Origin of the sequence: Halorubrum sp. GN12_10-3_MGM, assembly GCF_005435235.1 — an archaeon.
In the GTDB taxonomy this organism is placed as follows: Archaea; Halobacteriota; Halobacteria; order Halobacteriales; family Haloferacaceae; genus Halorubrum; species Halorubrum ezzemoulense.
Genome location: NZ_SGUB01000001.1, coordinates 286,430 through 308,909, shown reverse-complemented (window position 1 = coordinate 308,909; position 22,480 = coordinate 286,430). Strand labels below are relative to the sequence as shown.

Sequence of the window (22,480 nt, the reverse complement as noted above, 5' to 3'; positions counted from 1 at the left end):
CCGGGCTTTTTGTTACCGGGGCGCCCAGGTGGACGTAATGACGCGAGAGACAGTCTCACACCGCGACGGCCACGTCTACGAGTTCGGTCCGGAGATGGACCCCGTCTACGAGGCCGCCGACGGCGAGTCGCTGACGGTCGAGACGATCGACAGTCTGAACGGCGAGATTCAGCGCGACGACGACCTCCTCGACGCGATCCCGGAAGAGGTCAACGCCGCGACGGGACCGATCGCGGTAGCCGGCGCGAGCCCCGGCGACGTCCTCGCGGTGGAGATCGAGGCCGTGCGCGTCGCCGAAGACCGCGGCCGTGTGCTCACCGCACCCGGGTTCGGACTGCTTCAGGACGACCCCGAGATCGACCACCCCGCGACGCGGATCACCGAGGTCGACACCGACGAGTCGGAGGCCGGGGCGGTCGAGTTCGAGGGGATCGACGTACCGATCGAACCCGTGATCGGAACGATCGGGGTCGCCACCGGCGGCGGGACGGTCTCGACGCTCACGCCCGACGACCACGGCGGTAACCTCGACACGACCGACGTGACCGGGGGGACGACCGTCTACTTCCCGGTGTTTCAGGAGGGCGCCATGTTGGCGCTGGGCGACGCGAAAGCGGCGATGGCGGACGGGGAGATGTGCGGGACCGGCGCGGAGATCGCGGTCGAGGTCGACGCGACGCTCTCCGTGGTCGAGGATCCGGCCGTGCCGCTCGACCGTCCGCTCCTCGACACCGGCGACGCGGTGAAGACGCTCGCGAGCGCCGAGACGCTGGAGGGGGCGGTCGAGCTGGCGAACGCCGACATGCTCGACCTGCTGGCGCACCACCACGGCTTCTCGCGCACCGAGGCGTATCTCTTCTCCAGCCTCGTCGGGGGCTTGGAGATCAGTCAGGTGGTCGACCCGCAGGTGACGGCACGGAACGCGGTGCCGAGCGAGTACCTCTCGGTCCCGTTCTGACCGGGCTACCGAGCGGAGAGTTACCTCGAGAGCCGGCCGCGGGGTTCGCCGACCGCAGCGCTCCGGTCTCAGCGCTCCGGCCCCGGCACTCCGGCCTCAGCGCTCCGATCGCTCGGCGAACCGACGCGCGGCGTCGCTCAGGCCGGCGTCGGTCGGCGCCGAAGGCTCCTCGTCCCCGTCGGCCGCGTCGGTGTCCGTGTTCTCCTCGGCCTCGTCGTCTCCGGCGGGCGCCCGGTCACCGACCTCGGCCGGAGCGGCGTCCGGCGGGTAGTCCAGTTCGGCGGACGGGACGAAGACGCGCTCGACGGCGCGAACGATCTCGTCGACCTGCGCCTCGTCGAGGCGGTCGGCGTACGCCTCCCGGACGAGGTCCGGGACCGCGTAGGCGTAGCTGCCCCGACCGGCGTGGCGGATGAGTCCCGCCCGCCGGATCGGGCGGTGACGGCTGTACGCGTGGCCGGAGTCGCCGTCGCCCCCGGCGTCGATGTGGGCCGCGACGGGGTCGCTCGCGCCCTCGCGTCGATAGTGGCGGAGCATCCCGCGCGAGAGCTCCGGGAGGGACTCGATCCGCGAGCGGAGCTCATCGATGACCGCTTCGCGGGTACCGAGCTCGATCGCCTCGTCGAACCGGAGCGCGCTCTCGGCCACGTCGTCGCGGGTGACCGGGTCGACGTCGTCCGGGGGGTTCGGTTCGTCCGCAGAATCGGCGGCCGTCGCGTCGACATCCGCGGCGTCACCGGTCGCGGCGTCACCGGTCGCGGCGTCGGCGTCGACCTCGGCGCCGCCGTCGGCGGCCGATGGGCCCGGTCCGGGCGCGGCGTCGGTCTCCGCTTCCGCGTCCGCGTCGCTCTCCTCGGTCGCGGCGACCGCCTCGTCGTACGACTTGAGGACGGACTGGCCCTCGTCGCCGTCGTCCGTCCCTCCGAGTCGCTCGTCGCCGGCCGGAGGTCGACCGCCGCCCCGGTACGGGGCCTCCGCCTTACCGAGGAGCGCCTGCGCGAACTGGTCGGCCATGTCGCTCAGGTCGCGGGCCTCCTCCAGCTCGCGTTCGAGGTCGGCGATCCGCCGGTCCTTCTTTTGTAACTCCTGCTTGAGGTCGGCGATCTCGGACTCGCGGCGCTCCTTCTCGTCGGAGATCGACTGGAGCTCGCCGACGAGGTCGCTGGAGACGGACTTCAGTTCGGGGCGCTCGAAGTCGTCGAGCCCGGGGGTCGCGCCCGCGTCGAACGTCTCCTTGCGGTGGAACTGGATCCGGCGGATCGACTCGTCCCAGTCGGTCATCAGGAACGCCTCGCCGTCGCCGAGGTCCTCGACCGCGCTGGCGTACTTCGAGCCGAGGATGCGCCCGACCACCTTCGTGTCGTTGTCCCAGGTGAGCCGGTGCCAGCAGAGCCAGTCGCACTGGGTGATGAAGTCCTTCTTGACGTCGGCCGGGCGCTGGCTGATGCCGACGATGCCGAGCCCGTGCTTCCGGCCGCGCTTCCCCACCTTGATCAGCATCTTCCCCGTCTCGTCCATGCCGCCGCCCTCGGGGATGTACTCGTGGCACTCCTCGATGACGAGCAGGAAGGGCTTCTTCATGCGCTTCTCCTTCGCGAACAGCTGCTTGACGACCTCCAAGAGGAGCTCGTTGGCGGTGTCCTCTTCGAGGTAGCCGGAGACGTCCAAGATGATCGGGACGTTCTGCTCTAAGGCGAGGGTCGCGAGCTTCTCGGCGTGCTCGGGGGAGACGACGATGTCGCACTCGTCGTCGGCGCCGGCGTGAAGAATTTCATATTCTTCCTTTAAACCGTAATATTCACCGTCTGTGTCCACGATCATGACAGGAAATCCGTTAGATAGCAGATTTTCTATCACGACACTTGCGGTGTTGCTCTTCCCGGACCCGCTCTTCCCCGTGATGAAGGACCGGCCGGTGAGCACGTCGACGACCGGGAGTTCGACCGGCGAGCCGGGTTCCGCCGTCGCGTCGCCGCCGATCCCCTCGCTGACGTCCGCGACGTGGATCGCCTCCTCCTCGCTCATACCCGTGAGAGGTGGCGCCCACCTCATAAACTATCGGCTCGCTCGCCGTCCGGTCGTGCCGAGCGCGGGCCGGCCCGGCCGCCGCGCTTCCCAAAACGTATGCCGCCGCCGGGAGTTCGACCGCGCATGGACACAGAGAACACCCTCCTCAACGCGGTCGTCGGCGCTATCGCGTCGACGGTGCTCTCGTTTACCGGCATCTCACCGCTCCTCGGCGGCGCGGTAGCCGGGTACTTAAATGGAGACGACGGCCTCCGGGTCGGCGCGCTCTCCGGCGCGATCGCCGCGATCCCGATCGTCGGACTGCTGTTGCTCGTGCTGGTTTTCCTCCCGTTCTTGGGGTTCTTCGGGTTCCCGCTCGAAGTCGGCCTCGCGGCCGGCGGAGTCGTCTTCGTCGCCGCCCTCATCGTGTTGGGCGGCGTCGCCTACTCCGTGGTTCTGAGCGCGCTCGGCGGACTGCTGGGCGTGTACGTGAAGAACGAGCTGTAAGGCGGTCGCTGTTAGTTATAGAAATCGATTGCGGATTGGCGGCGAACGCCTCCAAAGCCCCAGTCGCTCGGTTATAAACAGCTACCCGTGAATTGGCGGCGAACGCCTCCAAAGCCCCAGTCGCGAGGACTCGCGCGGCTCGCTGTGCTCCTCACTCGGTCGCTCACTCCGTTCGCTCCCTCATTGCGGTGCTTACGTCGCCGTGCTTCGTCCTCGCGACTGCCCCTTTGAGTCCCGCCCAGCACAGCACCTCACGCCTCCCCAGCCTCGTCGCTGGCACCCTCCGCTTCGCTCCGGGAGCCAGCGACTCCCTCGCGCGTGCTGCTCGGCCGCAAGGCGGCCTCGCAGGCACGCGCCACCGCACCGTTCGTTTATAAAACAGCTCGTGAGAGTTGCCCTGCGGCCTCAATAGAGACGCCTCAGTGCTCGCCGCCGGTGCCGCGCCGGTCGGAGTCGAGGTCGATGTCGAGGTCGTCGAGGAGTTCCTCGGCCTCCGCGCGCTTCTCCTGGTGGTCCTCGAGGAACTCGCGCATGAGCTCCGCGGCCTGCTCCTTACAGCCGCCGCAGAGGCGCTCGCCGTTGACGCACTCGGAGTACACCTCCTTGGTGAGTTCGTCGTCGTCGCCCGCGAGCAGGTAGGCGTACAGCTCGTAGACCGGGCACTCGTCGGCCTCGCCGCCCAGCTCGCGCTGCTCCTCGGCGGTGTCGCGGCCCCCGGTCGTCGCCGCCTTCACCTTGTCGTAGCCGTCCTCAGGATCGTCGAGCAGCGAGATGTGGCTCGCCGGGATCGACGAAGACATCTTGCCGCCGGTGAGCCCGGTCATGAACCGGTGGTAGATCGAGGAGGGCTGCCGGAAGCCGAACCCGTCGTGGTCGATCTCGACCTCGCGCGCGATGGACTCGGCCTCGTCGCGGGTCAAGTCGAACGCGTCGACGTGGCCCTCGAACACGCGTTTTTCCCCTTCCACGGCCTCGATCAGCGCCTCGAACGCCTCGTCGGTGGCGTTGCGGTCGAAGAACCGCACGCGGGGGCGGAGCGGCTCCTTCCCGCCGGCCTCGAGCTTGTCGAGGGCGCTCGCCTTCGCGGCCGCGAGGTCGACGCTCTCGCGGTCGCTCTCCGGCGGCTCGTAGTCGGCGAGCCACTCGGCGGCGTCCTCGCAGCGCACGTCGGTCTCGGCGGCGGCGTCCGCGTCTCCGGCGGCGTCGTTCTCTTGGTCGCGGGCCGCGAGCGCGTCGTAGGCGGCCCGCACGAGCCGGCGCTCGTCGTCGTCGAGCTCGAAGGAGGCGAACGCCTCTGTCACCTTGAAGTAGCGCACGCGGGTCGCGAGGTCGCGGGTGAGCCGGACGTGCGGGTCCTGATCGGGACCGACCGGGATCACCGTGGGCTTCGGCTCGTCGACGAGCTGCGGGTAGAGGATGTCCGCGGTCTGGGTGATCACGCTCTGCATGTGCGAGACGTTCGTCTCCCCGTCGAAGCCGTAGATCGCCTCGAACTCCGAGAAGTTCGCCTTCGAGCCGAGCTCGAAGCCGAGGTCCTGGACCTCGCGGTTGTCGGACTGGCGGTAGATCTCGCCGTCCTCGGCGTCGAAGCCGAGCGCGAGGAGGCTCAGGAGGTAGTTCCGCGCGTGCTCGTCGATCTCGTCCCACGACATCCCGCGCGCGGAATGCGCTTCGAGGTCGGCGATGAGCCCGAACGCGTCGCCGCCCATCTCTTGGTGCCAGATGATCTCGTCGAACACGAGCTTGTGACCGATGTGCGGGTCCCCCGTGGGCATGAACCCGGAGAGCGCCGCGAACGGCTCGTCGTTCGCCATCGCCTCCGCGACCGCGTCGTACTCACGGTGCCCGAAGATGACGCCGCGGCGCATCAGGTAGTGCGGGTCCGGCACGTCGTCGTCGACCTCGTCGAACGCCTCGATGCCGAACTCCGCGAAGAGGTCCGCGTAGTCCCCGACCGACGCCGACCCCCACGGGTCGAGCGCGACGTCCTCGGTCGGCTCGTCCGCGTCGGTCCCGCCGTCGGTCCGGGGGGGCGTCAACGGCCCGCGGTCGGCGTCGGGCTCGCGCCCGTCACCGCCCGGCGTCGTCCCTTCGGGGGTGTCCTCGTCCATACCACCTCTCCCGTCGGTCGACGCAAAAACCGTTCGCTTGCGCGGGAGCGCTTGGCACGGCCCGCCTGTCCGGAACGCCGGTCCGCCCCCCGGTTCAGAACGCTGGTCTACTCCGGTCGGCCGAGTCACTCGACCTGCGCAACGAGTCGCGTCGCGGTCGCCTTCCACCGGAGCGACACCGGGTCACCGGGCGCGAGGCCGAGCCGGTCGATGCTCTCGGCGGTGATCAGCGCCGCGACCTCGACGGCGGCGTCGTCTGTCCCTCCCCGGTCGACCGGTTCGACGACGATCCGAACCGTCGACACCGTCTCGCCCGAGTCGATGCGCGAGACGCGGCCGGCCAGGCGGTTCCGGGCGCTCGTCGCGTCCGGGTCGACCGCGTTGGCCGCGTCGTTGACGGTGACCGCGTCCGCGCCGATCCGGACTTGAACCGCGTCGCCGACGGCGACCGCGCCGCCGTCGGCCCTGTCGTCTGCGTCTCTGCCGTCGGCCCCGTCGTCTGCGTCTCTGCCGTCGGCCCTGTCGTCTGCGCCTTCGTCGTCCACGGTGCCGCCGTGGAGTCCGGAGAGCTCTCCGACCGGCGTGTCGACGACGGCGAGTTCGCCGTCGACGGCGGCCACGGTCCCGTCGAGGACCGTCTCGGGCACCGACGCGGTCGCCGCGAGGACGGCCTGAAGGCGGTCGTAGCGGTCGAGGAGGTCCCGAGCCGACGCGGCGAGCCGGCTCCCGCCGCCGCCCTCGCCGCCCCGACGGCGCTCGACGAGCGTGCCGTAAGCGTCCTCCAGCGTCTCGATCCGGGTGAGAGCGCGGGCGCGGGAGCGGCCGAGCTCCGAGGCCGCGCCCGCGACCGATCCCGCCGCGTCGACCGCGCGCAACAGGGCCGCGTCGCGGCCGTCGAACTCGACGCCGTCCTCGATCAGCGCGGCTCGTCCGCGCCCCGCGGCCGGGGCGGGACCGGAGTCGGTCGGCTCTCCCATGCTCGGGGGATGCGTCCGGGACGTGTTGGGGGTTTCGACGCGCCCTCGGGCCGCTCCGGGCCGACGTTCCCCACCGTGACGCAACTTATATGTCGTGTCGCCCCGCCGTTGTATCTATGCCGATACAACGACGGAAGTTCGTGGCCGCGGTCGGCGCCGGAGCGATCGTGGGTACGGCCGGCTGTTCGTCGACGAACGACGGCGGCAGCGGCGACGGGACCGGGGGCAACGGCACCGACGGCGGAAACAGCGCTGAGAGCGTCGGCGTCGCCGGCGAGACGCTGACGCTCACGACGACGACGAGCACCTACGACACGGGGCTCCTCGACGCGATCCACCCGGACTTCGAGGAGATGTACGGCGTCACGGTCGACGCCGTCGCGCAGGGGACGGGCGCCGCGCTGGAGACCGCGCGCAACGGCGACTCGGACATCGTGATGGTCCACGCCCGCGGCCTCGAAGACGAATTCATGCGCAACGGGTACGGGATCAACCGCCGCGACCTGATGTTCAACGACTTCGTGATCGTCGGCCCCGAGAGCGACCCGGCGGGAATCGGGGGGACGGGCTCAGCGACCGAGGCGCTGACGACCATCGCGGAGGCGGAGGCGACGTTCGTCTCTCGCGGCGACAACTCCGGGACCCACACGAAGGAGCTGAACCTCTGGGACGCGGCGGGCACGGATCCCGGCGGAGACTGGTATCAGGAGACCGGCACCGGGATGGGCGAGGCGCTGAACATCGCAAACCAGCAGGGCGCGTACACGCTCTCGGACCGCGGAACCTACATCTCGCAGCGCTCGGAGATCGACCTGACGATCCTCGTTCAGGGGCCGATCGAGGGCGGGCCGGAGATCCTCGCGAACCCGTACGGCGTCATGGCGGTCAACCCCGGCGTCCACGAGAACGCCAACTACGACCTCGCGATGGCGTACATCGGCTGGATCACCAGTCCCGGCGTCCAGGAGGCCATCGCAGAGTACCAGGTGAACGGCGAACAGCTGTTCTTCCCCGAGGCCGTCTCGGAGGACCCTGACTTCCAACAGTACGTTCCGGAAGGCTGGAGTAGCGACGACTCGGACGCGTAAGCGTGCCGCTCGAACCGGTCGCACAGCTGGCCCCCGCCCTCCTCGACTCGGGCGCGGGCCCCGCGGCGTCCCTGCTCGGCGCCTCGTTCAGGGAGGGGTACGTCGGGAGCATCATCGCGGTCTCGCTGTACGTGAGCCTCACCGCCGTGGCGCTGAGCACGCTCGTCAGCGTGCCGGCGGCCGTCGCGATCGGCCTCGCGGAGTTCCCGGGGAAGGGGTTCGTGAAGTCGGTCGTCAACACCGGGATGGGGTTCCCGAGCGTGGTGGTCGGGCTGGTAGTGCTGTTCGCGGTCTCCAACCAGGGGCCGCTGGGGTCGCTAGAGCTCATCTTCACCCGCGAGGCGATGATCATGTCGCAGTTCGTCCTCGCGACGCCACCGATCACGGCGATCAGCCTCGCGGCCGTGAGCGGCGTCGACGACGGCGTCCGGGACGCTGCTCGCGTCCTCGGCGGGACGCGGATCGACGTGGCGCTGGTCGTGATCAAGGAGGCCAAGTACGGGATCGCGACCGCGGTGCTGGCCGGGTTCGGTCGCGCGGTGAGCGAGGTCGGCTCCGTGCTGATCGTCGGCGGGAACATCACGAGCGCCGACGGCATCTCGAAGACGCGCACGCTCACCACCGCGATCCAGCTCGAAGCGCGGCAGGGGCGGTACGAGACCGCCATGGTGCTCGGCGCGGTGCTGGTCGCGCTCGTGTTGACCGTCAACGCGATCGTGGTCCGCTTCGGCGATCGGGGGGTGGCCTGATGCGGCGGGAGGTGTCCGGCTGATGCTCCGCGCGACGGGCGTGTCGCGGTCGTACGGCGACGAGAGAGTGTTCCGCGACCTCACGATCGACGTCGACGCGGGCGAGGTCGTCGCCGTCATCGGTCCCTCCGGCGTCGGCAAGACCACGCTGCTGCGGACGCTCGCGCTGTCGCTGGAGCCGGACGAGGGGACGGTGACGCTCGACGGGACCGACGCGTGGGCCGTCGACGAGTCGGCGCGGCTCGCGCTGCGCCGCCGCGTCGGGATGGTGTTCCAAGAGGCGAGCCTCTTCGGGGGATCGGTCGCCCGAAACGTCGAGTACGGGCTCCGGGTCCGCCGCTCGTGGAGCGAGCGGATCGCCTCGCTCTTCCGGCTGTCCGGCGCCGCCGACGCGGTCCACGAGTCGCTGGAGGTCGTCGGACTCGCAGACAAGACGGACCAGCCCGCCGACTCGCTCTCCGGCGGCGAGGCCCAGCGGGTGTCGTTCGCCCGCGCGCTGGCGTACGACCCCGACGCCCTCTTGCTCGACGAACCAACCTCCGACCTCGACCCACGGAACACGGCCGTCATCGAGGAGGCGATCGGTGAGGCGAAAGCGCGGGGGATCGGCGTGGTCGTGGCGACCCACGACATGCATCAGGCCGAGCGGGTCGCGGACCGCGTCGCGGTGCTGCTCGACGACGGGATCACGGAGATCGGTCCGACCGAGGAGATCTTCGACGACCCCGCCGACGAGCGCACCCGGAAGTTCATCTCGGGCGAACTGGTGTACTAATTTGCGTCGAGGGGAGGCGGGAGATCGGTCGAATACAGCGATCCGGTCGGGTGATCGACGACGCTGCGGTGAATACCTCCAAAGCCCCAGTCGCGAGGAGACGGTACGCCCGTTGTGCTCCTCGCTCCGCTCGCTGTGGTGCTTACATCGCCTCCCGCCTTCTCGCGACTGCCCCGTTGAGTCCCACCCCGCACAGCGACCGCACCTCACGGCTCCCCAGCCTCGTCGCTGGCACCCGTCGCTTCGCTCCGGGAGCCAGCAACTCCGGCGAGAATCGAAGATTCTCCGGCAGCCGGCGTTTCGCGCCGGCGACCTCGCGCGGGCGATTCGCGCCATACGGGCGCTCATCGGCACGCGCCGCCACGCCGTTTGTTTATGAGTGATCGACACCGCCGAGTTAGACGCCGAAGTCAAGTTCGACCGCCTCGCCCGCCTCGGCGTCTCCCGGATCGACGACCGCGTCGTCGGCCGCGAAGCCCGCGTGGAGGTGGTCGTAGGTGCGGTCTATCGCCTCCACGATCACCTTCGTGGCGCCGGTGACGGGCATGAAGTTCGTGTCGCCGCTCCAGCGCGGGACGACGTGGGTGTGGAGGTGGTCGATCGACCCCCCCGCGGCGTCGCCGCCGAGGTTCTGGCCCGTGTTGACGCCGTCGGGGTTCACGTCGCGGCGCAGCGCGGCGAGCGTCGCCGCCTTCAGCTTCGCGTGATCGAGGAGTGTCGCGTCGTCGAGGCCGGTCGGATCCTCGACGTGTGCGTCCGGGATCACCATCGCGTGACCGGGGTTGTACGGCGCGTTGTTCAGGAGGACGTAGTTGCGCTCGCTGCGGGCGACGACGCGCGCCTCGCGGGCGTCCTCGCGCTCGGGCAGGACGCAGAACGGGCAGCCGTCGATCGGGTCGGCGTCGCGCTCGACCCATTCGATCCGCCACGGCGCGAAGATCCGGTCCATCAGTCGTCGAAGCCGTGGATGCCCGCGGTCGTCACCTCGACGCCGTCCTCGGTGACGAGCAGCGTGTGCTCCGCCTGACTCACGAGGGCGTCGTCGTCCTCCTTCAAGACGGGGTACCCCTTGATCGCGTTCGCCTGCTTCAGGCGACGAAGCGCCATCCCCGCCCGGTCCGTCTTCAGCCAGCGGGCCGCGAACGGGAGGTCGTCGAACGCCTCGATCTCTTCGAGCGCCTGCCGCGCCCGCCGGTCGCGCACGCTCGCGGAGCCCTGCTGCTCGAAGATCTGTTCGTCGGTCCCCTCGCCGACCTTTCCGCGGCCGTCGGTGGCGAACGGCTCGATGGCGACCGCCTGCCCCGGCTCCAGCTCGACCGACCGGTCGACGCCGCGGTTCGGTACCGTGGGCCCGGTGTGGGCGTCGTAGCGCTGGACGCCGTGCCCGGAGAGGTTGAGGACGGGCGTGTAGCCGTAGCCGCGGATCACGTCTTCGATCGCCTGCCCGACGACGCCGACCTCGACGCCCGGCCCGGCCTCGTCGAGCGCGGCCTCCAGCGCCATCTCGGCGGCCTCGACGAGTTCGGGCGTCCCGCTGTGGTCGACCGTCACCGCGGCGTCGGCGATGTAGCCGTCGACGTGGACGCCGACGTCGAGACACACCATCTCCTCGCCGAACTCGGTCTCGTCGTCCCGACCCGGCGTCGCGTGCGACGCCTCGGGGTCGACGCTGATGTTGACCGGGAACGCGAGGCCCGCCCCCTGCTCGCGGACGAAGTCCTCCGTCCACTCGGCGACTTCGAGGTGGGTCCGGCCCGGCTCGACCATCTCGCGGGCCTCGTTCATCGCCTCGACCAGCACCGCGCCGGCCTCGCGGTAGCTTTCGACCACGTCCTCGTCCAGAGGTCCGTGACTCATGGCTCCGGCTTCGGCGAGGGCGCGCAAAGAGGTTGCGGAGGGCGGTCGACTACGCCCCGTTCGTGACCTCGACGTACCACGCGTCGCCGGTCGGGGTCGTCTATCTCGCGAGCGTCCAAGGGCTCGTCCGCGTCGCCGAACGGGTCGCGACTGATGAGTCTGTCGTCGGGTCCCGCGGGAGTGTCTCCTGTCCCCAAGACGTTCGCGCGCCGGTCGTCGGTCGACGCTCCGCGCGAACATGTTCGCTCGAAGACGTAGGGGAACTGAGGGCGTCGGATCGGACATGTCGAGTACACCCTCAGGCCACGATCACGACGCGGACCCGGTGACCGACCACGTCCACGAGAATTCGTGGTCCGCGAACCTCGAAGGCCCCGAACACGCGGACGACCGGGATCTGCTCGTCCGACAGGCGATCGAAGCGGTCGAGCACACGGCCGCGGGCAACCACGTCAACCTCGTCACCCACGGCGACCACGGCCACCCGGAGACGTACCTCGTCGACGCGCTCGAATCGGAGCTCGGCAGCGACCTCGACTGGGAGTACATCGAGCGGTGCGGCTGCGGGGGTCACGTCGTCCGCGTCCGCGTCTGAGCCGACACCGGAAGGTCGGCGGATCTACTCGCACTCTTCGGCCGCTCGCGGGAGCCACATCCGGACTACCGTGCCGGTCGGCTCACGGGTGTCGATCTCGAGGTCGCCGCCGGACTCCGTGACGATCCAGTGGACGAGCCAGAGGCCGAGCCCGCTCGCGTGTTCGAGCGCCGTCTCCCGCGCCTCCGAGAACACCGTCCGCTCGACCGGCGGGATGCCGGGGCCGTCGTCGGCCACGTCGAGCCGGAACCGGTCGCCGTCGGCGACGACCGTCGCCTCGACGTGCGGATCATCGTCGTCGTTGTGGACGACAGCGTTCTCCAGCACGTTCCGGACCGCGGACTCCAGCAGTTCGTCCGCGGCGACGACGGCGGAGTCGGGCACCGTCACCGTCACCGTCGCCCGCGGGAACGACGAGCCCAGCGACTCGCAGAGGCGGTCGACGAGTTCGGCGAGGTCGATCTCGGTCTTGTCGGCGTCGCTGTGCAGCGCGACATCGATCTCGCGCGCCTGATCGCTGAGGTGCGTCAGCGTCTGTACCTTCCGGTCGATGACGTCGAGGTACGGGTCGCCCTCCTCGTCGACGTGGTCGCGGAGCAGGTCGGCGTACCCGCCGATGACGTTGGTGTCGTTCTTCAGGTCGTGGCGCAGCACGCGGTTCAGAACCTGGAGCCGCTGTTCGTACCGCCGGGCCTCCGTCACGTCGGTTGCGGTGATGACGACCTCGCGCGCGTCCTCGAACAGCCGCTCGATCACCGTCTCGAACCGGCGCCAACTGCCGTCGCCCCGGGCGATCCGGTGCGTGATCGACTGGGGTTCGGCGCCCTCGAAGGCGCGCTCGAACGCCTGCTGCGCCTCGCGTCGGTCCTCCGGGTGGACCAGGTCGATCACAGGACGCCCCTCGATCGCCGCGGGAGCGTGACCGAGCAGGCGCTCAATCGAGGGGCTCACGTACCTGATCAGGCCGTCCTCGCCGCAGACCGCGATCACGTTCGGCGACTTCTCGATGAGGGCGCGGTAGCGCCGCTGGAGCGTTTCCCGCTCGGTGACGTCGCGGAACAGCAGGACCGTCCCGCCGCGGGTCGTCCCCGGGCCGGTGATGTCGTGGACGTCAACCGTCAGGAACCGCGGCGCGGCGTCGTCGCCGCCGACGGTCACGCGGAACTCGTCGTCGGACGACGCTTCCCCCTCGTCGGACCCCGCCTCCGTCACCGCGTCGACGACCGGCGGGGCGTCGGCGAACGCCTCGTCGGCGCGGGCGCCGAGTTCGGCGTCGGGAAACAGCGCCTGAGCCGGGTCGTTGCGGTCGATCACCCGGCCGTCGGCGTCGCAGACGACCACGCCGTCGGAGAGGTTCGCGAACACCGCGTCGCGGGCGATCGGCGACACGTCGAGCAGCCGGTACCGGAACACGACCCACGCCAGCAGCGCCGAGGTCCCGCTGAAGGCGATCGGCGTGAAGTCGACCACGCCGTCCGCCGGACCGACGAGCCCGAAGATGCCGGCCGCGCCGAGCGCCGGCGGCGCGACGCCGGCGGCGAAGAGGAGGGCGGCCTGCCGGCGGAACACGCCGTCACGGGAGACCGCGGCGTAGCCGAGCACGCCGAAGGAGAACAGGTTGACCGCGTAGGTGTACCCGACGAATCCGAGCAGGGCGGGCGTCGGCGCGTAGCCGAGGAGGCGGTACCCGCCGGCGTCGACGAGCGAGGGGTCGGCGTAGAACAGCGGGTCGGCGCCGACCGTCAAGACGGCAACGGCGGTCGCGGCCGGGACGACCCAGAAGAGCGCGAACCGGCGGGGACCGAGCCACTCGGTCCGGTCGACGTACGAGAGGACGAAGGCGGGCCACGCGACCGCCAGCCCCGCGGTCCCGAGCCAGACGAGGCGGTTGAAAAGCAGCGTGGGACCGAGCGCGGTCGCCGACAGCTGCGCCGCGTACGCCAGCGACCAGACGCCGGCGCTGCCGGCGACGCCGACGAAACTCCACAGGAGCGCCCGGCCGCCGCGAGAATGGTTCGCGGCCGCGTACGCGGCGAATCCGAACGACGCGACGGCCGCGACGAGCAGCGGAACCGTGTACGGCGTCGGTTGCCACGCCATCGATACCGGTAGGATGCGAGTAGTCGGTAAAAAGGGACCGAATCCTCTAACCAGTTCGAGCGGCGTCGATCCGTATGCTCGAACCCGGCGACGACGCGCCCGCGATCACGCTCACCGACCACCGCGGCGAGACGGCCACCGTCGACCCGACCGCGGCCGGCCACACGGTGGTGTACTTCTACCCACGCGCCGACACTCCCGGCTGTACCGCCGAGGCGTGCGGCTTCCGCGACGAGTGGGACGCGTTCGAGGACGCCGACATCGCCGTCGTCGGGATCAGCGACGACCCGGTCGAGGACCTCGAACCCTTCGCCGAGGAGTACGACCTCCCCTTCACGCTCCTCTCGGACCCGGACGGCGCGGTGTCGAGCGCGTACGACTCCTACGGCGAGAAGTCGATGTTCGGGAACACCTTCGACGGCGTGTTCCGGAACACGTACGTCATCGACGACGAGGGAACCGTCGTCTTGGCGTACGAGGGGGTCTCCCCCGAGGACCACGCCGTCGAGATACTCGACGACATCCGCGCGCTCGACGGCTGATCGGGGCGGTCGACGCCGTCGAGGGCGACCGCTATCCCGACGGGCTGATCCCGGCGACCGCGTCGGCGATCTCGCGGCGCTTCAGCAGGCCGAAGCCGAGGACGATGACCGCGAAGCCGGCGACGGTGAACGCCGTTACCGGCTCGGCGAGCAGCAGGGCGCCCGCGACGGTGGCGACGACCGGCACGACGTACGAGACGAGGTTGATCTCGAAGGGGCCGAGCCGGTCGAGCAGCGTGAAGTAGATGGTGTACGCCACCGCCGACGAGCAGAGCCCGAGGAACGCCAGCGCGAGGAGCGCGCGCGGCGCCGCGGCGGGGAGGCGCTGGCTCTCGCCGATCCCGAGGCTCAGTGCGTGGATGGCCAGCGCGCCGAACCCCATCGCCCACCCGGTGAGCGCGACGCTGGAGAACGACGTCTCGACGGTCCGGAGCCCGACGCTGCCGACCGCGACGGCGACGACGCCGATCGCGATCAGCCCGACGCCGACCGCGACGCCCCCGCCGAGGCTCGCGGGGTCCGGCTGTGCGACGAGGCCGACGCCGAGGAACGCGAGGACGACCCCGACCGCGCCGCGCGCGTCGAGGTCCGCCCCGCCGATCCACAGGGCGGCGACCGCCGCGGTCGCGATGGGGACGAGGCTGTAGGTGATCGAGGCGATGCCGCTCGTGGTGTACTGCTGGCCGACGAACAGCAGCGCGTTGTTCGCGGCCACGGAGAGTCCGCCGCTGAACCCGATCGCGGCGAGGTCGCCGCGCGTCCGCGGAAACGGACCGTCCTGCGTGACGAACACGTACGACAGCAGCGCCAGCGCGGCCACGTCGAACCGGTAGGCGGCGTACAACACCGGCGGATAGTAGTCGAGGCCGACCTCGATGGCGACGAACGATCCGCCCCACAGCAGGGCGAGGGTGAAGAACAGGAGGGCGTCTCGGTACCGTGACACGGTCGACCGAACGCGGGCCGCGGGTAAAGCGGTGTCCGTCGCGGCCCGGACCGCCGGTGCCGGCTCGTCCGGCCGTGACGCCGTGTCTGGAAGTCCCGACCCGTCCGGCGGGTCCGTCGCGCCGCGGCCCGCTCAGTAGCCGCGGACGATGAGGTAGTCCGCGAGGTCTTCGAGCAGGCTCCGAGAGCCGCTCTCGGGGAGCACTCCGAGGTGGTCCTTCGACCGCGCGGTGAGGTCCTCGGCGGTCTCGCGGGCGTACTCGATCGAGCCGACCTCTTCGAGGGCCGCGACCGCGTCGTCGATGGCCGCCTCGGTCACCGCCGCGGGCGTGTCGGCGTCAACGAGCCCGTCGACGTCGACTCCCTGTTGTCGGGCGTGGAGCGTGATGAGCGTCTCCTTCCCCTCCACGAGGTCGGAGCCGCGCTGCTTCCCGAGCTCCTCCGAGGGGACGGTGAGGTCGAGCACGTCGTCTTGGATCTGGAACGCGCGTCCGGAGTCGATCCCGTACTGATACAGGGCGTCGACGACCGCCTCGTCGGCGCCGAGTAGGAGGGCGGGCGTCGCGGCCGAGGCGCCGTACAGCACCGCGGTCTTCAGCTCGACCATGTCCAAGTACTCGTCGGGGAGGATGTCGTCGCGGCTCTCGAAGGCGACGTCGAGGGCCTGCCCCTCGCAGATCTCGGTACAGGTCGACGCGAGCATCCGCATCGCTTCGAGCCCGTGTTGCGGGTCCGCGCCCGTCTCGGTCATGAACTCGAACGCCTTCGAGTAGAGGGTGTCGCCCGCGAGGATCGCCGTCGAGACGTCGTACGCCTCGTGGACTGCCGGGACGCCCCGCCGGAGGTCGTCCTCGTCCATGATGTCGTCGTGGATCAGCGTGAACGACTGGATCACCTCGATGGCGACCGCGGCCCGCATCACGTCGACCTCGTCGCCGTCGAGCGACGGGAACGCGCGGAAGTCGGCGCCCATCGGCTCGGTGCCGGTGACCGCCTCAGCGGCCAGGGTCGTCACCGTCGGGCGGAGCCGCTTGCCGCCGGCCTCGAGGATGTATCGGGTGGCCTCGTACAGTCGCTCAGGCTCCTGGACCGGCAGCTCCTCGTCGATAGCGGCGTTGACGAGCTCACGCCGCTCGCGGATGGCGTCGAGCACCCGCGCCTCCTTCGTCTCGCTCGTCATTCGACGAGCTGGATCGTGGACCCGTTCTGCGTGACGTGGACGTCGCGTCCGAGCTTGTACCCCTGCGTCTTCGCGAGGTCGACGTACGGCGAGCGACCCTTGAGCGTCTGGTGGCCGGGGATGAGATGCTGCGGCTGGAGCGCCTGTAGCATCTCGTAGTGGCCCTCCTCGCGGAGGTGGCCGGAGACGTGGATGTCGTCGTAGAGGCGGGCGCCCTGCATCCGGAGCAGCTGTTCGGACTGGTAGCGCTGCCCCTCGTTGGTGGGTTCCGGGATGACGCTCGCGCTGAAGACGACCTTGTCGCCGTCGTCGATCTCGTAGGGGGTCTCGCCGCGGCCCATGCGAGTGAGCATCGCGCGCGGCTCGCCCTGGTGGCCCGTCACGATGGGGAGGAAATTGCCCTTCCCCTCCTTCATGATCCGCTTGAACGCGCGGTCGACCGACTTCCGGTGACCGTACATGCCGACGTCGCCCTGGAAGTCGACGAAGTCGAGCCGCTCGGCCGTACCGGAGTACTTCTCCATCGAGCGCCCGAGCAGGACCGGCTGGCGGCCGATCTCGCGGGCGTACTCGACGAGGGTCTTCACGCGGGCGATGTGCGAGGAGAACGTGGTGGCGATGATGCCGCCCGTGTAGTCCTCCATCGATTTCAGCGTGTCCTCGACGTGTTTCTTCGCGTACGACTCGGAGGGGGTCCGGCCCTTGCTCCCGGCGTTCGTACAGTCCTCGATGTACGCGAGGACGCCCTCGTCCTGCCGGCCGATCTCGCGGAACCGGTCCATGTCGACCGGGTCGCCGATGACGGGGTCGTGGTCCAGGCGCTTGTCGAGGCCGTAGACCACCGCGCCCTCGGGCGTGTGGAGGACCGGGTTGATCGCGTCGATGATCGAGTGGGTGACGTTGACGAACTCTAGTTCGACCTGCTCGGAGTCGCCGATCGCCATCGACGCGCCGGGCTTCATCTTCACGAGGTCGTTGTCCACCTGGAACTTGCCCTCGTCTTCGATCTGCTGGCGCACCAGTTCGATCGTGTACGGCGCGGAGACGATCGGCGCGTCGTAGCGGTGGGCGAGCTTCGGGATCCCCGCGATGTGGTCGAGGTGCCCGTGGGTGGGGACGATCGCCTTGACGTCGCCTTCGAGTTCGCTCATCACCCGATCGTCCGGGATAGCGCCCATGTCGATCAGGTCGAGGCTGTGCATGCTCTCGGTCTCCACGTTGTCGTGGATGAGGACCTTACTGAGATTCAGGCCCATGTCGAAGATGACGATGTCCTCGCCCGCCCGGACCGCCGTCATCTGTCGACCGACCTCTTCGTAACCGCCGAGTGTCGCAATTTCGATTTCCATGGTGTTGTCGTGTTTGACGCCGTGGTCGGCGCCGGTCACTGAAACCCCGCAAGGAGCCGTCGGCGCTACGTCCTACCGCGCGTCGTTGAAGGCCCCGCTACGGCCGAGTCACCGCGACTCACCGTGTCCCGCGGGAGTGTGGTACATCGGCGTACTCCCGCGCACGTTAAAAACTCCCGGGTTCGGCCCCGCGGCGGGGATTCGCGCCCGAACTGGCCCCACAAAGGGTTTCACGCTCTCGATCGAACCCCCGGCGATGGCAGACGTACCCCGCCGCCGAGCCCTCCTCGCGGCCGCGTCAGGGATCGCCGCGCTGGCCGGCTGCGCCGGTAGCGACTCCGCGTCGAACAGCTACCCCGTCCGGGGCGATCAACCGATAGACGGGTACGAACTCGAACGAGCGCGCGACGAGAGCGGCGAGCCGATCCTCACCGGCGGTGAAGAGACGCCGTCGAACGAGACCGACGAGCGCGGGCGACGGCGGCCTCGCGCCCGGCGCGTATTGGTCTCTGGCGACGGCCTCGACGCACTCGACTTCGCCGAGACCGCGGCCGCCGACCGCCTGCGGTCGTTCCTCGACGGGACGGACTTCGAGTCGGCGTCGGCCTACCTTCTCTCGATGCCGGTGACGGCCTGTCGCGATGTCCGGCTCCGGTCTGTCGCCGTCGAGCCGTCGGAGCTCGCCGACGGCGACCTCCACCCCCGAGCCGACTTCTGCCGGGCGTACCGCCCGGCCGACGTCGAGTGCGATCCGGAGGCCGTCCACACCGTCGGCTTCGCGATCCGACTCCCCGTGGCGGCGGAGCGGTCGAGCGGGAGCGGAATGGGGATGCGTGGCTCCTGTCGACAGGGAGATCCGCCTGCCGTGTTCAACTCCTCGGCACCCGGTGCGGGAGGTGATGGCGAGTGAGCCGCGAGTCGACGGGTCGCGGGTCCGGTTCGCACGGCGGCTCAAGCTCTCGCCGCCGGTTCCTCGCAGGGGTCGGAGCGGCGGTCGGGACGGCTGCGGTCGCCGGCTGCTCCGGACTCCCGTTCGGCGGCGGCGAGGAGCGCCGCGGCTCGTCCGTATCGCTCCCGTCCGGCGCCGTGGGGACCGTCGACTGGCCGGCGTCGCCGTTTCCGGCGACCGTACCGGAGTCGCTCGCGGACGCCCACGAGGCGCGGACCCGGAGCCTACTCGACGACGTGCCGGCCGAGCCGGGGATAGCCAACGCTGCGGTGGCGACGGAGATCGGTTCCGACCGCGAGCGGGCGCTGGAGCGGGCGGACGCCGGAGTGACAGCCGAGTGGCCGGTGGACGTCCTCTCGGCGTGGCGTCGTCGTCGGGAGGACGCCGCGGCGGTGCGCGGCGCGTACCGCGCGGCCACCGGCGTCGACGACGGCGCGGACCTGGCCGCTCGGCGGAGCGCGGTCCGGGACGCTCGGGGCGCGCTCGCCGCCGAGGTGGAGTACCGAGCCGAGTCGCCGGTCGCGGCGGCGCTGGCGTACGAGCCGGTCGAATCGCTGCTCGCGGAGTGCGAGCGGCACGTCCGGCCGGAGCTGACGTACCCCGCCGACCCGGTCGCCGAGCCGTTCCGAGCCGGTGAGGCGACGGCTCGGGTCGAGCGCGCGCGGGCGACCGCGGACGACGCCGAGAGCCTCCGGAACGCGCACCTCGACGGGCGCGACGGACTGGTCCCGCGGTGGGCGTCGCTGGTCGCGGCCGCCGACGAGCTGCGGGGCTCCGTGAGTCGGACACGCTCGACCGTGCGGGAGCGCGCCGGCGGCGACGACCCGCTCGGCGGCGAGGACCTGAGCGGGACGGTCGCACAGGAGCTTGTGGCCACGGGCGAGCTCCGGACCGACTCGGCCGTCGAGGACGTCGAGCGGGCGGTCGACGCCGGCGACTGCGCCACGGCCGTCGTCGAGTCCGGCGTTGCGTTGGCCGAGCTCGACGCGTTTCGGGCGGCCGTCGGCGAGATCCGCGACGGCGAACACCGGGAGGCCCCCTCGGAGTCGTCCGTGCGGTCGGCCGCGGAGCGGGCGCGGACGGCGGTCGGCGAGGCCGTCGCCGGCGACGATCCGCTGGCGACGCGGCTCGTCCGCCCCGGGCTGGACGGCTTCGAGTACGTCGCCGACCGCGTCGAGGAGGGGTACAGCTCGGCCCGGCGGGCGCAGGCGACCCTTGAGTACGTCGCCCTGTACGCCGCGGCGGTCCCGGCGGCGAGCGAGTTCGTCCGCGAGCGGCTGGACTGACGGACTGCGGCGGGCGCGAGCGCGAAGTTCGTGTCAAACCGACCGGCCTCGGGGGCTCCGTCCCGGTATTTTTATTACCGCGACGGGCGGCGATACGGACAATGAGTGGACGACCCCTCGACGTGCTCGAAGCGTCGCTCGAGGAGCCCGTGACGGTACACCTGAAGGACGGCACGACGTACTACGGCGTCCTCGGCGGCTACGACCAGCACATGAACGTCGTCATCGAGCCGGAGGCTGACGTGGACGGCCGCGTCGACGAAGACCTCGACGGCGAGTTCGCGGTCGCGATCGAAGACACAACGATTATACGCGGCGATAACGTCGTCACAATCAAAGCATGACCGGCGCAGGTACGCCCTCCCAAGGGAAAAAGAACAAGACGGTTCACGTGAAGTGTCGACGCTGCGGCGAGAAGTCCTACCACGTCAAGAAGGAGCGCTGCTCCTCGTGCGGCTTCGGCGAGTCCGCCTCCCGGCGCGACTACGCCTGGCAGTCGAAGACCGGCGACAACTGAACTGCGGTTCTTCTCTTCGCTTCGTCTTCACCGTCGACTAGCCGCGGCGTTTCGCTCGGCTGGTCCTCCCGGCCCCGCGGTCGGCGCGGTTTCGATCCCCCGACCGCTCCGCCGCCGAGCCAACCGTTAACCGGATCAGTCGCCGAACGCGGGTATGGACCTTTCAGTCGTCGACCTCTCGCCGGTCCCCCGGGGCGGCACCGCGGCGGACGCGTTCGCGAACACGGTCGACGCCGCGCGCCACGCCGAGCGACTGGGCTACGAGCGGTTCTGGGTCGCCGAACACCACGGGATGGGCGACCGCCTCGCCGGCACCACGCCAGAGGTGCTGCTCGGTCGGGTCGCGGGCGCGACCGACTCGATCCGGATCGGAAGCGGGGCCGTCCTCTTGAACCACTACAGCCCGTTCAAGGTGGCCGAGTCGTTCGGCGTCCTCGACGGGCTGGCGCCCGGCCGCGTCGACCTCGGGATGGGCCGCGCAAACGGCTCGCCCGCCTCCGACCGCGCGCTCGGCACCGACCGCCGCGTCGAGAACCCGAACGAGGACCACCGCGAGCGGATCACCGCGGTGGTGAACCACCTCCGCGACGCCTATCCGGACGAACACCCGTACGCCGACCTGTCGGTGCCCGGGTCGGCCGAGGGGCCGGCCGTCCCGTGGGTGCTGGGGTCGAGTCCGGCGAGCGGGGAGATCGCCGGCGAGCTGGGCCTGCGCTACTGCTTCGCCGGCTTCATCCGGCCCGGGTTCGCCGAGCGCGCGTTCGCGGCGTACCGCGAGGCGTTCGACCCCGACGCCGGCCCCGGCGGCCTCGACGAGCCGCAAGGGATGGTCGCGGTCAACGCGGTGGCGGCCGAGACGGACGCGGCCGCGGCCCGTCGGCGCGCGCCCGCAGAGGCGACGTTCCGGCGTATGAAACGCGGTGAGCTCGGCGACGAGACGCCGACCGAGGAGGAGGCGATCGACGAGCTAGGCGGCGCGCCGGACCCGACGCCGGCGACGCTGGACGACGACGAGTGGCCGCGGTCGATCTCCGGGAGCCCGGAGACGATGTCGGGCCTGCTGGAGCAGTTGGCCGACCGCGTCGGCGTCGACGAGGTGATGATCCAGCACACGGTGCCGGACCGCGAGGCCGCGCTCGATTCGCACGCGCTCCTCGCCGAAGCGACGGACCTAGATCTACGCGCCGACTGACGCGCAGACGGCTGGCGAGCGGACGACTGACGCCCCGACGGCGAGCCGTAGCGACCGTGGCGACGACAGACCGTCGAAGTGACGGGAGGTGACGGACGGCCCGCCTCGGTTCCGGTACGGACAGGCGTTTAGTCGTGTGCCTAATAGTCGCACACATGTCCGACGACGAGCCGACGGGGCGACCCTCGCTCGAGGCGGTGACCGAATGGGACGGCGGCGTCAGTTGGGTCGCGCATCCCGAGGAAGACGCGATGCGCGGGAGTCACGCGCTCGCGACCGAGGGCGGGGTCTGGGTCGTCGACCCGCTCGACGCCGACGGGCTCGACGACCGGCTGAGCGACCTCGGCGAGGTCGCCGGCGTGGTCGTGACCCACGACCGACACACGCGGGACGCCGAAGCGATCGCGGCGCGCCACGGCGTCGCCGTGTCCGTCCCGGAGTGGATGGACCTGACGCGAGAGAAACTCGACGGCGAGCCGGAGCCGTTCGACGCGGAGCTCCCCGGCACGAACTACGAGGCCCACCGCCTCATCGACACGGACGAGTGGGAGGAGGCGGTCCTCGTCGACGAGTCCGGTGGGACCCTCGTCGTCATGGAGACGCTTGGCACCCTCCCGGGGTTCTGTGAGGGCGACAACGACGTCGGCGTCCATCCGGCGCTCGACGAGGCGCCGGAGGGCCTCGCCGACTACCGCCCGGAGCGAATCCTGGTCGGGCACGGCGAGAGCGTCTCCGAGGGGGGCGCGACGAAACTGGCGGCGGCGCTCGACGCCGACTGAACCGGCCCTCATGACGA

General features: G+C 70.5%; 22 protein-coding genes. 13 read left to right on the top strand and 9 right to left on the bottom strand.

Going from position 1 to position 22,480, the window contains the following annotated elements:
• Positions 1-37 precede the first annotated feature (37 nt).
• Positions 38-958 (top strand): acetamidase/formamidase family protein, encoded by a 921-nt coding sequence (locus EXE47_RS01620; protein WP_049930610.1) that lies wholly within the window; start codon positions 38-40, stop codon positions 956-958.
• Positions 959-1,054: 96 nt separating this feature from the next.
• Here the strand turns inward: EXE47_RS01620 and EXE47_RS01615 are convergent, their stop codons facing one another.
• Entirely contained in the window at positions 1,055-2,983 is a 1,929-nt protein-coding gene (locus tag EXE47_RS01615; RefSeq protein ID WP_089308201.1) for an ATP-binding protein, read from the bottom strand.
• A gap of 126 nt (positions 2,984-3,109) precedes the next feature.
• On the opposite strand from EXE47_RS01615, the gene EXE47_RS01610 reads away from it, so the two are divergent.
• Positions 3,110-3,472, top strand: a complete 363-nt coding sequence (locus EXE47_RS01610) for a DUF5518 domain-containing protein (RefSeq protein ID WP_049930606.1) — start codon at positions 3,110-3,112, stop codon at positions 3,470-3,472.
• A 419-nt stretch (positions 3,473-3,891) separates the two neighbouring features.
• On the opposite strand, the gene EXE47_RS01600 is transcribed toward EXE47_RS01610, so the two are convergent.
• The gene (locus tag EXE47_RS01600) at positions 3,892-5,583 is read right to left on the bottom strand and encodes a tryptophan--tRNA ligase (RefSeq protein ID WP_089308202.1); all 1,692 of its coding nucleotides are present in this window, start codon (positions 5,581-5,583) and stop codon (positions 3,892-3,894) included.
• Positions 5,584-5,708: 125 nt separating this feature from the next.
• Positions 5,709-6,560, bottom strand: a complete 852-nt coding sequence (locus tag EXE47_RS01595) for a TOBE domain-containing protein (RefSeq protein ID WP_089308203.1) — start codon at positions 6,558-6,560, stop codon at positions 5,709-5,711.
• Between the two features lie 116 nt (positions 6,561-6,676).
• Between EXE47_RS01595 and EXE47_RS01590 the strand changes: the two genes are divergently transcribed.
• From EXE47_RS01590 to EXE47_RS01580, 3 genes are read left to right on the top strand one after another with little or no spacing between them, the layout of a single operon-like run.
• A complete protein-coding gene (locus tag EXE47_RS01590; RefSeq protein ID WP_049930602.1) occupies positions 6,677-7,648 on the top strand; it encodes a substrate-binding domain-containing protein in 972 nt (323 codons plus the stop codon).
• A 2-nt stretch (positions 7,649-7,650) separates the two neighbouring features.
• A complete protein-coding gene (locus tag EXE47_RS01585; protein WP_049930601.1) occupies positions 7,651-8,397 on the top strand; it encodes an ABC transporter permease in 747 nt (248 codons plus the stop codon).
• 22 nt (positions 8,398-8,419) lie between these two features.
• On the top strand, positions 8,420-9,172 hold the full coding sequence (locus EXE47_RS01580; RefSeq protein ID WP_049930600.1) for an amino acid ABC transporter ATP-binding protein: 753 nt from the start codon (positions 8,420-8,422) through the stop codon (positions 9,170-9,172).
• 397 nt (positions 9,173-9,569) lie between these two features.
• Here EXE47_RS01580 and EXE47_RS01575 read toward each other — a convergent pair whose 3' ends face one another.
• Together EXE47_RS01575 and map are read right to left on the bottom strand one after the other, a co-directional pair.
• The gene (locus EXE47_RS01575) at positions 9,570-10,121 is read right to left on the bottom strand and encodes an HIT domain-containing protein (RefSeq protein ID WP_086215521.1); all 552 of its coding nucleotides are present in this window, start codon (positions 10,119-10,121) and stop codon (positions 9,570-9,572) included.
• Positions 10,121-11,029 (bottom strand): type II methionyl aminopeptidase, encoded by a 909-nt coding sequence (gene map / locus EXE47_RS01570; RefSeq protein WP_089308204.1) that lies wholly within the window; start codon positions 11,027-11,029, stop codon positions 10,121-10,123. The genes EXE47_RS01575 and map overlap by 1 nt, the downstream gene beginning before the upstream one ends.
• A gap of 283 nt (positions 11,030-11,312) precedes the next feature.
• On the opposite strand from map, the gene EXE47_RS01565 reads away from it, so the two are divergent.
• On the top strand, positions 11,313-11,624 hold the full coding sequence (locus EXE47_RS01565) for a CGCGG family rSAM-modified RiPP protein (protein ID WP_089308205.1): 312 nt from the start codon (positions 11,313-11,315) through the stop codon (positions 11,622-11,624).
• 24 nt (positions 11,625-11,648) lie between these two features.
• On the opposite strand, the gene EXE47_RS01560 is transcribed toward EXE47_RS01565, so the two are convergent.
• Positions 11,649-13,724, bottom strand: a complete 2,076-nt coding sequence (locus tag EXE47_RS01560) for a histidine kinase N-terminal 7TM domain-containing protein (protein ID WP_089308206.1) — start codon at positions 13,722-13,724, stop codon at positions 11,649-11,651.
• Between the two features lie 74 nt (positions 13,725-13,798).
• Here EXE47_RS01560 and EXE47_RS01555 point away from each other — a divergent pair, with 74 nt between their 5' ends.
• On the top strand, positions 13,799-14,266 hold the full coding sequence (locus tag EXE47_RS01555; protein ID WP_049930591.1) for a peroxiredoxin: 468 nt from the start codon (positions 13,799-13,801) through the stop codon (positions 14,264-14,266).
• Between the two features lie 31 nt (positions 14,267-14,297).
• Here the strand turns inward: EXE47_RS01555 and EXE47_RS01550 are convergent, their stop codons facing one another.
• The 3 genes from EXE47_RS01550 to EXE47_RS01540 form a co-directional block, all read right to left on the bottom strand.
• A complete protein-coding gene (locus tag EXE47_RS01550) occupies positions 14,298-15,212 on the bottom strand; it encodes a DMT family transporter (RefSeq protein WP_049930589.1) in 915 nt (304 codons plus the stop codon).
• Between the two features lie 132 nt (positions 15,213-15,344).
• Positions 15,345-16,391 carry a geranylfarnesyl diphosphate synthase gene (gene idsA3, locus EXE47_RS01545; protein ID WP_049930588.1) on the bottom strand — a complete coding sequence of 349 codons (1,047 nt, stop codon included), beginning with the start codon at positions 16,389-16,391 and terminating at the stop codon, positions 15,345-15,347.
• Positions 16,388-17,740 carry a ribonuclease J gene (locus EXE47_RS01540; protein ID WP_049930694.1) on the bottom strand — a complete coding sequence of 451 codons (1,353 nt, stop codon included), beginning with the start codon at positions 17,738-17,740 and terminating at the stop codon, positions 16,388-16,390. The genes idsA3 and EXE47_RS01540 overlap by 4 nt, the downstream gene beginning before the upstream one ends.
• 256 nt (positions 17,741-17,996) lie before the next feature.
• On the opposite strand from EXE47_RS01540, the gene EXE47_RS01535 reads away from it, so the two are divergent.
• The 6 genes from EXE47_RS01535 (at position 17,997) to EXE47_RS01510 (ending at position 22,463) form a co-directional block, all read left to right on the top strand.
• A complete protein-coding gene (locus tag EXE47_RS01535) occupies positions 17,997-18,650 on the top strand; it encodes a hypothetical protein (RefSeq protein ID WP_089308208.1) in 654 nt (217 codons plus the stop codon).
• On the top strand, positions 18,647-19,975 hold the full coding sequence (locus tag EXE47_RS01530; RefSeq protein ID WP_089308209.1) for a hypothetical protein: 1,329 nt from the start codon (positions 18,647-18,649) through the stop codon (positions 19,973-19,975). Before EXE47_RS01535 ends, EXE47_RS01530 begins: the two co-directional genes overlap by 4 nt.
• Before the next feature lie 101 nt (positions 19,976-20,076).
• Positions 20,077-20,319, top strand: a complete 243-nt coding sequence (locus EXE47_RS01525) for an LSM domain-containing protein (protein ID WP_049930582.1) — start codon at positions 20,077-20,079, stop codon at positions 20,317-20,319.
• Positions 20,316-20,492 (top strand): 50S ribosomal protein L37e, encoded by a 177-nt coding sequence (locus tag EXE47_RS01520; RefSeq protein ID WP_006112801.1) that lies wholly within the window; start codon positions 20,316-20,318, stop codon positions 20,490-20,492. The genes EXE47_RS01525 and EXE47_RS01520 overlap by 4 nt, the downstream gene beginning before the upstream one ends.
• A 154-nt stretch (positions 20,493-20,646) precedes the next feature.
• Complete coding sequence (locus EXE47_RS01515) at positions 20,647-21,684, top strand: MsnO8 family LLM class oxidoreductase (RefSeq protein WP_089308210.1); 1,038 nt, start codon at positions 20,647-20,649, stop codon at positions 21,682-21,684.
• A gap of 155 nt (positions 21,685-21,839) precedes the next feature.
• Positions 21,840-22,463, top strand: a complete 624-nt coding sequence (locus tag EXE47_RS01510) for a hypothetical protein (RefSeq protein WP_089308211.1) — start codon at positions 21,840-21,842, stop codon at positions 22,461-22,463.
• The last annotated feature ends 17 nt before the right edge of the window (positions 22,464-22,480 follow it).